Origin of the sequence: Pseudomonas sp. PDM02, from assembly GCF_014852285.1 — a bacterium.
GTDB classification, from domain to species: domain Bacteria; phylum Pseudomonadota; class Gammaproteobacteria; order Pseudomonadales; family Pseudomonadaceae; genus Aquipseudomonas; species Aquipseudomonas migulae.
The window spans coordinates 125,798-137,763 of record NZ_JACVBL010000010.1; the positions used below are offsets into that span (position 1 = coordinate 125,798).

General features: G+C 60.9%; 12 protein-coding genes. 2 read left to right on the forward strand and 10 right to left on the reverse strand.

The features are described from left to right. Window positions 1-805 precede the first annotated feature (805 nt). Window positions 806-1,234: a nuclear transport factor 2 family protein gene (locus IB245_RS18840; RefSeq protein WP_008027251.1), complete on the forward strand. Its 429-nt coding sequence runs from the start codon at window positions 806-808 to the stop codon at window positions 1,232-1,234. Window positions 1,235-1,284: 50 nt separating this feature from the next. On the opposite strand, the gene IB245_RS18845 is transcribed toward IB245_RS18840, so the two are convergent. From IB245_RS18845 to IB245_RS18890, 10 genes are all read right to left on the reverse strand, one after another. Beyond that, entirely contained in the window at window positions 1,285-1,560 is a 276-nt protein-coding gene (locus IB245_RS18845; RefSeq protein WP_008039032.1) for a DUF971 domain-containing protein, read from the reverse strand. Further along, the gene (locus IB245_RS18850; RefSeq protein WP_192228312.1) at window positions 1,557-2,519 is read right to left on the reverse strand and encodes a HEAT repeat domain-containing protein; all 963 of its coding nucleotides are present in this window, start codon (window positions 2,517-2,519) and stop codon (window positions 1,557-1,559) included. The genes IB245_RS18845 and IB245_RS18850 overlap by 4 nt, the downstream gene beginning before the upstream one ends. Further along, window positions 2,516-3,364, reverse strand: coding sequence for an ABC transporter ATP-binding protein (locus IB245_RS18855; protein ID WP_192228313.1), 849 nt, complete (start codon window positions 3,362-3,364; stop codon window positions 2,516-2,518). Before IB245_RS18855 ends, IB245_RS18850 begins: the two co-directional genes overlap by 4 nt. Next, on the reverse strand, window positions 3,364-4,146 hold the full coding sequence (locus IB245_RS18860; RefSeq protein ID WP_192228314.1) for an ABC transporter permease: 783 nt from the start codon (window positions 4,144-4,146) through the stop codon (window positions 3,364-3,366). The genes IB245_RS18855 and IB245_RS18860 overlap by 1 nt, the downstream gene beginning before the upstream one ends. A gap of 132 nt (window positions 4,147-4,278) precedes the next feature. Continuing rightward, window positions 4,279-5,685: an ABC transporter substrate-binding protein gene (locus IB245_RS18865; protein WP_192228315.1), complete on the reverse strand. Its 1,407-nt coding sequence runs from the start codon at window positions 5,683-5,685 to the stop codon at window positions 4,279-4,281. Between the two features lie 236 nt (window positions 5,686-5,921). Further along, window positions 5,922-6,167, reverse strand: a complete 246-nt coding sequence (locus IB245_RS18870) for a ferredoxin family protein (protein WP_007946457.1) — start codon at window positions 6,165-6,167, stop codon at window positions 5,922-5,924. Between the two features lie 25 nt (window positions 6,168-6,192). Further along, on the reverse strand, window positions 6,193-7,923 hold the full coding sequence (locus tag IB245_RS18875) for a fumarate reductase/succinate dehydrogenase flavoprotein subunit (protein ID WP_192228316.1): 1,731 nt from the start codon (window positions 7,921-7,923) through the stop codon (window positions 6,193-6,195). After that, window positions 7,920-8,672, reverse strand: a complete 753-nt coding sequence (locus IB245_RS18880; RefSeq protein WP_192228317.1) for a GntR family transcriptional regulator — start codon at window positions 8,670-8,672, stop codon at window positions 7,920-7,922. The genes IB245_RS18875 and IB245_RS18880 overlap by 4 nt, the downstream gene beginning before the upstream one ends. A 147-nt stretch (window positions 8,673-8,819) precedes the next feature. After that, complete coding sequence (locus IB245_RS18885) at window positions 8,820-9,200, reverse strand: hypothetical protein (RefSeq protein WP_192228318.1); 381 nt, start codon at window positions 9,198-9,200, stop codon at window positions 8,820-8,822. 36 nt (window positions 9,201-9,236) lie between these two features. Further along, window positions 9,237-10,124 carry a Dyp-type peroxidase gene (locus IB245_RS18890; protein WP_192228319.1) on the reverse strand — a complete coding sequence of 296 codons (888 nt, stop codon included), beginning with the start codon at window positions 10,122-10,124 and terminating at the stop codon, window positions 9,237-9,239. Between the two features lie 186 nt (window positions 10,125-10,310). On the opposite strand from IB245_RS18890, the gene IB245_RS18895 reads away from it, so the two are divergent. Next, on the forward strand, window positions 10,311-11,936 hold the full coding sequence (locus IB245_RS18895; protein WP_192228320.1) for an NADP-dependent glyceraldehyde-3-phosphate dehydrogenase: 1,626 nt from the start codon (window positions 10,311-10,313) through the stop codon (window positions 11,934-11,936). Window positions 11,937-11,966 lie beyond the last annotated feature (30 nt).

The following is an 11,966-nucleotide window of genomic DNA, read 5'->3' on the forward strand; positions in this document are numbered from 1 at the left end:
TTTTTATGTTCTGTACACGGCAGGCCTTAAAAATTGCCCAGGGCAAGGAAAACAGGATTTCAGTTGTGGATTCGCAAGCGTGCTGAAACAGCAATGCTGCTTCGATTTTTGCTGACGAACGAGTGAGTTCATAGTGCGAGGTCGGCCAAAAGGAGATCGAAATGGCCAATATCGGTGTCCCGGTGGATCCGGTGGCGGAAGACGCCCTGATCACTCTGTTATACGCAATCCCTGTAGGAGCCGGCTTGCTGGCGATAGCGGTTGGCCAGGCAACATCATGGGTGACTGACACACCGCTATCGCCAGCAAGCCGGCTCCTACAGGTTTGGCGTCAATCTGGAAATGAGTGAAATACGCGCATTTGGGTGAAGGCAAAGGCCACAAAAAAAGCCCGCACAAGGCGGGCTTTGGGATTCGAGTAGGTGGCCGGCGCTGGTCTCCGGCTTACAAGGTTTATCAGGACTCTCACAGAAGAGTTTTGTGCTCTTCTGCTTCACACGGCATAAGGGCTGGATCTCAGCGCGGAGATCTTTCTAACCGTGTACCCTTCGGAACGCGCCCCACGTGTCCTTGCCATCCGCTTGCGCATCAGTCTGCGTCTTCACCTACAAGTTCTAGACTAGTACACCCTCCCGAACCGCGCCCCGGAATTTTTAGAACGATTTTGCCCATGGCGACGGGCGTCAGGACAGAAAAATACTAACCAGTGTTCGAGGGTTTTGCCGCCGGAGGGTTTCCCTTCAAGCCCTTTGATGTACAGTCTTCGCCGACGTTTGCAGAACAACAAAAAATACAGGAGTTGAAAATGTCGGAACTGAAACTGCATCCAAACGCCGCACAATCCTTGAACCAGTGGCACGCGATGATCAAAAAGGCTGACTTGAAGGCCTTGCCCGAATTGTTGGACCCCCAAGTGGTTTTCCGCTCGCCGATGGCGCACACGCCTTATCCAGGGGCGCCGGTGGTCAACATGATTCTCAACACGGTGTCCGGCGTGTTCGAGGACTTCCAGTACCACCGCGAATTGTCGACTGCGGACGGCTTGAACGTCATCCTCGAGTTCAGCGCCAGGGTCGGTGAAAAACAGCTCAAGGGCATCGACATGATCCGCTTCAACGAACAAGGAAAAATCGTTGAATTCGAAGTGATGGTCCGCCCCCTGAGTGGCTTGCAAGCCTTGGGTGAAGAGATGGGACGCCGACTGGGCGCTTTCCTGGCCGCCAGCAAAGCCTGACCACTGCGCAGCGCTTCATCGGCGGGCTCATACACCGGTGAAGCGCGTCATCAGGCCAAACTCGAAAGATACGGCCACGGGTAAATGCCCCGTTCGTGGCCATCGCTGAAAATCAGTTGCAGGCCATAGCCCTGCGCATTCAATTCGATGACTTGCACTCGGTCATCGACCCTCGGCGTCAACCCTTTCAAGCGAAACGCCCGGCACTGCGAACACGGGCATTGCCGGCGCAACTCGGCATGATCCAGCAACTGCTCACGACCATCCGGCCAGTTCAGCCGTAGCTGCTGTCTGCTCCGGGAATTGCCAATCGCCAGCGGGTTCATTGCAGCTGACTCAAGGCAATGCGCACGGCTTTGCGCACCTCCGGGTCGCCGTCGTTCTGCGCGGCCTGCAACGGTGCGACTGCGCCTTTATCGTTCAATTCGCCAAGGGCCAATGCGGCCTCCTTGCGCAGGTTGCTGATGCGATGACCGAGGGTTTCGATCAATGCGTCCAGCGCCGGGGCATAACGCAAGCGACCGAGACTGCGGGTGGCACGCAGGCGCACTTGCCAATAATCATCGCTCAACGCTTCGACCAATGCCGGGCCTGCGTCGGTATGACCGACCTTGCCGAGGGTGGTCGCGGCTTCTTCGCGCACTTGCCAGGCGCCATCCTGTAATGCCTGGCGCAGGGCCGGCAGGACGTGCGCATCGGAGGCCAGGCCGAGTGCACCCGTGGCGGCGCGACGGACTTCGGTGTCCGGGTCGTGACTGGCCAACGTCGCCAGGGCCGGCAAGGCATCAAGCTGTTTGAGCCAGCCGAGCACGCCAACAGCTTCGCGGCGAACGCTGGCGTCTGCATCGCTCAGCGCCGCCAAAGCAGCGGTCGCGGCATCGGGAAAACGCAATTCGCGCAACGCCCGGAACGCGGCGATACGCACGTTGATGTCGGCATGCCCGGTCCACGGCAGAATCACCCTGCCTGCGGCTTCACTCTTGAGCAGGCTCAGGCTCTGCGCGGCGGCGGCCTGCACGGCCGGCGACGGATCGGTCAACGCCTGGCACAGCGCCTCGACGACCGGCGCATCCTCCCAGGCTTCAAGCAGGCGCGCGGCTTCGGCACGAACCTCTGCGGTCGGGTCTTCGGCCAGTCGATCGACCAGCCACAGCAAACCGTCCGGCTCTTCCAGGTCTGCCAGCTCGATCAGGGCGATCCGGCGCACGCCGGCGTCGGCATCGGTCAGGCGCGGTTGCAGGGCGAGAATGTCATCGTTATCGGTTACATCAAATAGAGAGGTCATAGGGCAAATCGCGGCAGTTTGTTTTCAGGGGGAAGTCCGAGAGGGTTCAGGCGCGGTAGTTGCCGACCGTCTTCGTGACGCAGTAATTCGAGGCAATGGCGCTTCAAGCGGGAAAACTCATGGCTTGTCACCAGTTCGCTGGTGCGTGGCCGAGGGAAGTCGAGGCGCAGGTCTTCGATGATCCGCCCGGGACGCGTGCTCATGACCAGCAGCCGGTCGGCGAGGAACAACGCTTCGTCGATGTCGTGGGTGACGAACACCACGGTGGTGCGAATCCGCGTCCAGATGTCCAGCAGCAGCTCTTGCATGTTCAATCGGGTCAGCGCGTCGAGGGCACCGAACGGTTCGTCCATCAGCAACAGGCGCGGACGGTTGATCAGCACGCGGGCGATTTCCACCCGCTGCTGCATGCCACCGGACAACTGATCCGGCCAGCGCTCGGCGAACCCTTCGAGGCCGACCAGCGCGAGGATTTCGTCGGCGGCTTCGTGCCGTTCGGCCTTGCCGATGCCGCGCATTTTCAGGCCGAACGCGACGTTGTCGCGCACCGTGCGCCAAGGGAACAGCGTGTGGTGCTGGAACACCATGCCGCGCTGGGGCGAAGGACTCGACACGTCTTCGCCATCGACTTTGAGGCTGCCGGTGCGAGGTTGCAGGTGTCCGGCCAGCGCGCCGAGCAAGGTCGATTTGCCGCAACCGGAGGGGCCGAGAATGCACACGAACTGCCCCGGCTCGACCTGGCAATCGAGGCCTTGCACGGCTTCGAACGCGGCACGGCCCTCGCCGAGGCTGATCGATAATCCGCGAATGTCGATGCGCCCTTCAAGGTGTTGAAATACGCTCATCAGGCTTTTCCTCGTGGTCGATGCCAGGGCGTCAACAACCCGCCCAACCGTTTGATCAGCAGGCTGCTGCCCATGCCGAGCACGCCGATCAGCAACATGCCGACGACGATGTCGGCGTAGTTCTGGATGGTGTAGGACTCCCAGGTGTAATAGCCGATGCCGTATTGGCCGGAGATCATTTCGGCGGTCACCAGGCAAAACCACGAGGTGCCCATGCCGATGGCGAGGCCGGTGATGATGCTCGGCGCGGCGCCCGGCAGAATCACCTCCAGCAGAATCGCTCGACGCCCTGCCCCGAGGCTTTTCGCCGAGGCGATCAGGCGCGGGTCGACGCCTTCGACGCCGTGCACGGTGTTGAGCAGGATCGGGAACAGCGCGCCGGTGAAGGTGATGAAGACCATCGACAGTTCCGACGACGGGAACATCAGGATCGCCAGGGGAATCCAGGCGACGGCCGGGATCGGGCGCAGGACTTCCAACGGCGGCAACAGCAAATCTTCGGCCCATTTCGAACGGCCGATGGCCAGGCCCAACGCGATGCCGATGATCAGCGCCGCGAGGTAACCGGCGAAGACCCGGCTGAGGCTGCTGCTCAAGTGTTGGGCGAGTTTGCCGGAATCGCCCAGGCCCAGGGCGGCTTCGATCACCGCCAACGGTGTCGGGACATTGGCGAAGGTGACCAGGCCGAGGTTCCAGTGGTGGCTGGCGGCGAGTTGCCAGAATAAAAGGCAGAGCAGCAATGAAGCTGCCCTCGGGATCCAGCGGATAAATGATCGATACACAATTCTTCCTCTCAACCGAGCCCCCTGTAGGAGCGAAGCTTGCTCGCGAAGGTGTGTCAGTCGACATTGACTTAGCTGACACTCCTTCGCGAGCAAGCTTCGCTCCTACAGGGGATTGCGGGGTTCTGGCGGTTAGCGGGCGGCTACGGCCTGGGTGGTGGCGTCGGTGAAGTCGAGGACTTTGCCGCCCTGGGCCGTGGCGAATTGCTGGGCCTGGCCCTTGAGCAGGAACGCGCTGAGGCGCCCTTTCGCGTCACTGGCAAACCACGCCTGATCCGCCAGCAACTTGATCCCGCTGTCACTCGCCTGGGCATACACCGCGCGGATGTTTTTGCCTTCAGACTTCAAACCGGCCAATGCGGTGAACGCCGATTCCGCCGAGGCGTACTGACGCACTTTCGGCTCGCCGCGCACCCAGATCTCGGCCACATGACTGAAGTCGGTGATGGCTTTGCCGCTCAACGCATCCACTGCTTTGAGCGGTGTCTGGCCGTAGTCGGCCAGTTGCGCGGTGTAGTCCAGATTCGAGGCCTTGAACGCGGCGCGGATGTACTGGTCGTCGATGAAGGTGTTGAGGTCGAGACCGCGATCAGCCTTCTTCAGCAGCTTGAGGGTGTCGATGGCGGTGCCGACCGCCTGGCGATATTCCGGCTTCCAGCTCAGGTCGCGGGTCTGCACGCCGAGCGGGCCGTGGAACAGGTAATTAACCTCGGCATCGACGCCGGTGACCTTGGCAATCAACTCGCTGTACTTCTCGGGTTCTGCCGCCAATAACTGGTTGGCTTCGAGGCTGGCGCGCAGGTACGCGACGACGATTTCCGGGTACTTTTTCGCGTAGGCCTGATCGACCAGCGCGCCGTGGAACGTCGGCGTATTCGCCTGTGAACCGTCATAGATCTTGCGAGCAAAACCTCGGCTCGGGAACAGTTCGGCGAACGGCACAAAGTCGGCGTGGGCGTCGATCTTCCCGGCCTGCAACGCCGAACCGGCGACTTCCGGCGGCTGCGCGATGATGTTCACGTCTTTGAGCGGGTCCCAACCCTGAGCCGCCACGGCGCGCAGCAACATGCCATGGGCGGTCGAGGCGAACGGCACGGAGATGGTCTTGCCCTTCAGCTCGGCCAGTGATTGCACGCCCGAAGCACTCGGCACGACGATGCCGTTGCCGCTGCCCTTGATACTGCCCGACAGCACGCTGATAAACAGGCTGTGCTTGCCGGCGGTTTCAAACGCGACGCCGTTGAACGAACCGGGGAAATCAGCCATCGCGCCGAAGTCCAGTTTGCCCGCGACCATCTCATTGGTCAGGGGAGCGCCGCTGGTGAAGTTCTTCCACTCGACTTCGTATTTGGCGTCCTTGTATTGGCCATCGTGGGGCAAGTATTTGTCCAGCAGGCCGAGCTCGCGAATCAACAGGCCGCCGGCGGCGCAGTTGATCGTGGTGTCCTGGGTGCCGATGGCAATGCGGATGGTTTCGGCGGAAGCCGACAAGGTGAATGAAGCCAGTACCAGACCGGCCAATGCTGCACGCAATAACATGGTGAATCCCCTCGAATCATTTATAGGATGTTCGTCTCCGCCACGATCAGGGCGTGGTGGGAAACGAGGGGTGTTGGGTGAATCCAGCGTCCGGTGTTTCCGGATGGCTTTGGGTTGTCTGGGCGGGCCTCATCGCTGGCAGGCCAGCTCCCACAAGGTTCTCTGTTGCCAGCGAAATCCGTGTCCCACTGAAAATCCCTGTGGGAGCTGGCCTGCCAGCGATGGCGTCCTGTCAGTCAACGCAGCAAATAAGGGATTTCGACTTTCACCGCCCCGGTCGGGCAGTCCTTTTCGCACGGCATGCAGTACCAGCATTCGTCGAAGGCCATGTAGGCCTTTTGCGTGGCCGGGTTGATCGCCAGCAAGTCCATCGGGCAGACGTCGACGCACACGGTGCAGCCTTTGTGGGCGATGCACAGGTCCTCGTCGACCGTGACGGGCGCGTTGGAGCGGAAGAAAATTTCCTGGGGTTGATAGGCCATTGGTCGGTCTCTCTTATAGTCAGGCTCAGGCCGCAAAGGCACCGACGCGCAGCCGGTCGTAGGCCTGCATTTCTTCGGCATCCAGCGGGATGATGTAAGGCTCGACGGCTTTCTTGAAACTGCTCATCTGGCCGTTTTCATCCTTCTTCAAATGGCAATGGCAGAACCAGTCGCTGTCGTTGCGCTGCGGGTGATCGACCCGATAGTGGTAAAGCCCCCAGCGACTTTCGGCGCGGAACAACGAAGCGCGGGCGGCCATTTCGGCGCAGTCGCGGATCATGCTGACTTCCATGGCGCGCATCAGTTCGTGGGCGTTGTGGGCCTTGATCTGATCGAGATCGCGCTGGATATCGCTGAAACGCTGCAGGCCGATCTGCATCTTCTTGGTCACTTTCGGCGGTTGCAGGTAATCGTTCACGAAGCGTCGCAGCTTGTACTCGACCTGGGCCGGCGGCAGTCCGTGTTCGCGGTCCAGTGGCGCGTAGACCCGTGCTTTCTCTGTCTCGATCTGCTTGGCATCGACCGCTGAAAATTCGCGACCGGCGACAAAATCCGCCGCATTGGTGCCGGCAAACCAGCCGTAGGTGAACGCGCCAAGCATGTAGTTGTGCGGCACGGCGGCCATGTCACCCGCCGAGTACAAACCCTTGACCGAGGTTTCGGCCTTCTCGTTGACCCACACACCCGACGCCGAATGCCCGCTGCAAAAACCGATTTCCGAGATGTGCATCTCGACCATCTGCGTGCGGTAATCGGTGCCGCGATTGGCGTGAAACTGGCCGCGACTCGGGCGTTCGTTGCTGTGCAGGATCTCTTCGATGTTCTGGATGGTTTCCTCGGCCAGGTGATCGAGCTTGAGGAACACCGGGCCGTTGCCGCTTTCGAGTTCCTGGTGGAACTCCCACATCATCTGGCCGCTCCAGTAGTCGCACTCGATGAAGCGCTCGCCCTTGTTGTTGGCGGTGTAGCCGCCCAATGGGCCCGTAACGTAGGCGCAGGCCGGGCCGTTGTAATCCTTGATCAGCGGGTTGATCTGGAAGCATTCGAGGTTCGCCAGTTCGGCCCCGGCGTGATAAGCCATGGCGTAACCGTCGCCGGCATTGGTCGGGTTTTCGTAGGTGCCCATCAGGTAACCCGAGGACGGCAGGCCCAAGCGCCCAGCGGCGCCGCACGCGAGGATCACCGCCTTGGCCTTGATCACGTGAAAATCGGCGGTACGGCAGTCGAACCCCATCAGGCCGTTGACCGCGCCCTCTTCGTCCGTCAGCAAGCGCGTGCAAACCACACGGTTGGTGATGCTGACCCGGGCGCGTTTCAACTGGCGGTACAGGACTTTCTTGATGTCATGCCCTTCCGGCATCGGCAGCACATAAGCACCCATGTGGTGGACCTTTTTCACCGCGTAGTCGCCGGTTTCGTCCTTCTCGAATTTGACGCCCCAGCGGTCCAGTTGCTCGATGGTTTCGAAGCTGTGGGTGGCGTAGGCGTAGACCGCTGCCTGATTGACGATGCCGTCGTTGGCGATGGTGATTTCCTTGGTGTACTGCTCCGGCGTGGAATGGCCGGGAATGATCGCGTTGTTCAGGCCGTCCATGCCCATGCTGATCGCGCCGCTGCGTTTGACGTTGGCCTTGTCGATCAGCAACACGCGCAGGTCGCGGTTGCGCTCCTTGGCCTTGATTGCCGCCATGGGACCCGCCGTGCCACCGCCGATCACGACGATGTCGTATTCCTGTTCGAGGGTACTTCTTGTCATGCCTGCGCCCCTTTGTGCCGGTCGATCCGCAGGCGGTACTGGAAGGCATCGCCACGGTAGTAAAGGTGTTCGAAGTCCACGGGTTGGCCGTTGGCATCGTGAGTCAGACGCTCGATGCGCATGATCGGCGAGCCGGGTTCGATGTTGAGTGCCTGGGTCAGGTCGCTGTCGGCGAGGACGGCGTCGATGGCCAGATCGGCATGACCGAGGGCCAGGCCGCAGTCGTTTTCGAGGATCAGGAAGATGTCGCGGGTGACCAGATCGGCCTTTTCCAGCCGTTCGCCGATGGCTTTTGGCAGGTAGGTGATTTCCAGTGAGATCGGCTCGCGGTTGATCAGGCGCACCCGCTTGATCTGCGCCACGATCTCGCCTTCGGCCACCTGCAAACGCTCGGCGACGAGTTTGTCGGCGGGGATGAATTTGAAACTGCGCAGGCGGTTGATCACCTCGTAGCCACGCCCGGTCATGGACTCGGCGAGGCCTTGCAGGGTGCTGACGTTCTGGAAGGTTTTCGGCTTGGCGACGAAGGTGCCCTTGCCGTGAATCTTGAAGATCAGCCCTTCCTTTTGCAGATCGCCCAAGGCCTGGCGCACGGTGATGCGGCTGACTTTGAACAACGCGCCAAGCTCGCTTTCCGAAGGCATCTGGCTGTCTTGCGGGTATTCGCCGTCGAGAATGCGGGCACGCAGGACGTCGCGCAGTTGAGTGTGCAAAGGAACACTGCTGAGGGAGAGAACGTTATCGGTCATGGCAGATCACTTGTTATAACGAGTTATGACGTGATCTTAGAGTTCTAGTACTGGGGTTGAGAAATACTGTTTGAGAATAAGGTTAGATTCGCGGGATGCCGCGTTACCTGATGCACCGCGCCGCATGGATCGCCGGCAAGCCGGCTCCTACAGGATTGGCGTCAACCAAACACTCCCGGCACGCTTGCCGGCGATGGCGTCCATGAAATCGCCTTCGCCGGCAAGCCTGGCTCCTACAGGATTGGCATCAACCAAAAATTCCCGGTACACCCGCGCACTTGTAGGAGCCGGCTTGCTGGCGATGGCGTCCATGAAATCGCCTTCGCCGGCAAGCCGTGCTCCTACAGGATTGGCGTCAGCCGAACATTCCCGGCACGCATACGCACTTGTAGGAGCCGGCTTGCTGGCGATGGCGTCCATGAAATCGCCTTCGCCGGCAAGCCGTGCTCCTACAGGATTGGCGTCAACCGAACATTCCCGGCACGCCCACGCACTTGTAGGAGCCGGCTTGCCAGCGATGGCGTCCATGAAATCGCCATCACCGGTAAGCCGTGCGCCTACAGATCAACCGACGCGCAGTGCGCGCAAATCCAGTCGACCGTCCTTCAGCGGTGGGCACCAGTAGTAGCCGCCGGTGATCGGGCGACTGATGCGGTACAAGCCGTCGGTGATGCCATCTTCCAGACCGCTCATGCGCCGCAATTGGGCTTCGAAGGCGTCGAGGGAGAATCCGAACGCGAGGAACATCAGACCGGCGCGATCCCCTTCGATCCACGGCATCGAGCGGCGGACCACAAACGCCTCAGGGGCGAAGCTTTCCTGGGCGGTGCGTTTGACGTGGGCAGAGATCGGCGCGTCATCGATTTCTTCGTTGTCGCTCAAGCGACGGCCCATGATGTTGTCCTTTTCTTCGGACGGCATCGCGTGGAAGCCCTTCAGGTCGTGCTGCCACTGCTGGATCGCGGCGAAGCTGCCACCGACCACACCGTCAGCGCCCTCACCGACCAGCGCGGCAGCCACGGCGGCTTCGTCGTGCGGGTTTTCGGTGCCGTCTTCGTAACCGGTCAGGTCGTGGCCGGTGAGGTGGCGGAACGTTTCGTTCATCTGCACCAGGCGCAGGGCCGGTGCCAGCGCGGCCTCGATGGCGGTGGCGCGATTGAGCAACTCGCCACGGTCGACACCATGCAACCAGCACCACAGCGCGTGCTGGGTCGACGGGTTGTCGACGCCGACGCCGGTCAGTGCCGGAAACGGCCGCAGCCCGTCGATCTGCACGTGCAGCGCCTTGACCAGGGATTCACCGAAACCGGCCACCGCCGACTTCCCGTCCACCAGCAGCATCAATTTGTCGAGCGCGGCCGGCAGAGCATCGACGGATTCCAGCGCGAAGAACATATGACGGGCTTGAGGTGGAACGGGGGTGGCGAGGATGCCCGGCTGGTAGTAACTCATATGAACTCCTTTATAAAGAGCATGAAGTTTACCCGCAGCGTCGGCCGTTGTGTGTTCTCAGGTCAAAAGATCGCCGGATCTTGACCCCGGCACTTAAAAAGTCGAGGCAATAAGGCGTATAACCTTTGAAGTGAATTCTGAACTGCAAGCCGCCAGCGCATGGCTTACATCACATGGAGTAGCGACATGACCACAGCACACATCCTCGGCAACCTGTTTCCCGACGCCAGCGACATTCCGGAAAAGTACCGCCTCGACGGCCAGACCGAGCAACGTGAATACCTGGTCGATGGCGAACTGAAAACCTGGGCCGGCCCCCTCGCCCAAGTCCGCAGCCCGGTGTACCTGACCGGCGAAAATGGCGACGAACAAGTGATCCTCGGCAGCACGCCGCTGCTCGATGCCGACACCGCGCTGACCGCGCTCGACGCCGCCGTCCGCGCCTATGACCGGGGCCAGGGTTTGTGGCCGACCATGCGCGTGGCCGAACGCATCCAGCACGTCGAATCGTTTCTCGGGCGTATGCGCGAACAACGCGAAGCCGTGGTCAAGTTGCTGATGTGGGAGATCGGCAAAAACCTCAAGGACTCGGAAAAAGAGTTCGACCGCACCTGCGACTACATCGTCGACACCATCAACGCCCTCAAGGAACTCGACCGCCGCTCCAGTCGTTTCGAGCTGGAACAGGACACGCTGGGGCAGATCCGCCGCGTACCGCTGGGCGTGGCGTTGTGCATGGGACCTTACAACTACCCGCTGAACGAAACCTTCACCACGCTGATTCCGGCTTTGATCATGGGCAACACCGTGGTGTTCAAACCGGCCAAGCTCGGCGTGCTGCTGATTCGTCCGCTGCTGGAAGCGTTCCGCGACAGCTTCCCGACCGGTGTGATCAACGTCATTTACGGCAGCGGCCGCGAGACGGTCAGCGCGCTGATGGCCAGCGGCAAGATCGATATCTTCGCGTTCATCGGCACCAACAAGGCCGCCAGCGACCTGAAAAAACTCCATCCGAAACCGCACCGTTTGCGCGCAGCGCTGGGCCTGGACGCGAAAAACCCCGGCATCGTTTTGCCTGAGGTGGACCTGGACAACGCCGTGAACGAAGCGGTCACCGGTTCGCTGTCGTTCAATGGCCAGCGTTGCACCGCGCTGAAAATCCTCTTCGTCCACGAAGACGTGGTTGAGGCGTTCATCGACAAATTCAACGCCAAACTCGCCAGCCTCAAACCCGGCATGCCGTGGGAAAGCGGCGTAGCCCTGACACCGCTGCCGGAGTCGGGCAAGGTCGATTATCTGCACGGGCTGGTTGCGGATGCCGTGAGCAAAGGTGCCCGTGTGGTCAACCCGAATGGCGGTGAAGCCCGCGCGTCCTTCTTCTATCCGGCAGTGTTGTTCCCGGTGACGCCGCAGATGCGTGTCTATCAGGAAGAACAGTTCGGCCCGGTGGTGCCAATCGTGCCTTACCGGCATCTGGACACAGTGATCGATTACGTCCTGGAGTCGGACTTCGGCCAGCAACTGAGTATCTTCGGCACCAACCCGGTGGCGGTTGGCCGTCTGGTCGACACCTTCGCCAACCAGGTCGGGCGGATCAACCTCAACGCCCAGTGCCAGCGCGGTCCGGACACCTATCCGTTCAATGGTCGCAAGAACTCGGCCGAAGGCACGTTGTCGGTGCATGATGCGCTGCGGGTGTTCTCTATTCGCACGCTGGTCGCGACCAAGTTCCAGGAGACCAACAAGGACCTCATCAGCGAGATCATCAGCGGCCGCAGTTCGAGCTTCCTGACCACCGACTACATCTTCTGAGGACCACGAGTCTGAGCACCTTCAGAGCCC

Coding starts and splice junctions, on each gene's coding strand:
- IB245_RS18875 (WP_192228316.1), bottom strand. CDS start 7,923: ATGACAAGAAGTACCCTCGAACAGGAATACGACATCGTCGTGATCGGC.
- IB245_RS18870 (WP_007946457.1), bottom strand. CDS start 6,167: ATGGCCTATCAACCCCAGGAAATTTTCTTCCGCTCCAACGCGCCCGTC.
- IB245_RS18885 (WP_192228318.1), bottom strand. CDS start 9,200: ATGGACGCCATCGCTGGCAAGCCGGCTCCTACAAGTGCGTGGGCGTGC.
- IB245_RS18880 (WP_192228317.1), bottom strand. CDS start 8,672: ATGACCGATAACGTTCTCTCCCTCAGCAGTGTTCCTTTGCACACTCAA.
- IB245_RS18865 (WP_192228315.1), bottom strand. CDS start 5,685: ATGTTATTGCGTGCAGCATTGGCCGGTCTGGTACTGGCTTCATTCACC.
- IB245_RS18890 (WP_192228319.1), bottom strand. CDS start 10,124: ATGAGTTACTACCAGCCGGGCATCCTCGCCACCCCCGTTCCACCTCAA.
- IB245_RS18855 (WP_192228313.1), bottom strand. CDS start 3,364: ATGAGCGTATTTCAACACCTTGAAGGGCGCATCGACATTCGCGGATTA.
- IB245_RS18895 (WP_192228320.1), top strand. CDS start 10,311: ATGACCACAGCACACATCCTCGGCAACCTGTTTCCCGACGCCAGCGAC.
- IB245_RS18845 (WP_008039032.1), bottom strand. CDS start 1,560: ATGAACCCGCTGGCGATTGGCAATTCCCGGAGCAGACAGCAGCTACGG.
- IB245_RS18840 (WP_008027251.1), top strand. CDS start 806: ATGTCGGAACTGAAACTGCATCCAAACGCCGCACAATCCTTGAACCAG.
- IB245_RS18850 (WP_192228312.1), bottom strand. CDS start 2,519: ATGACCTCTCTATTTGATGTAACCGATAACGATGACATTCTCGCCCTG.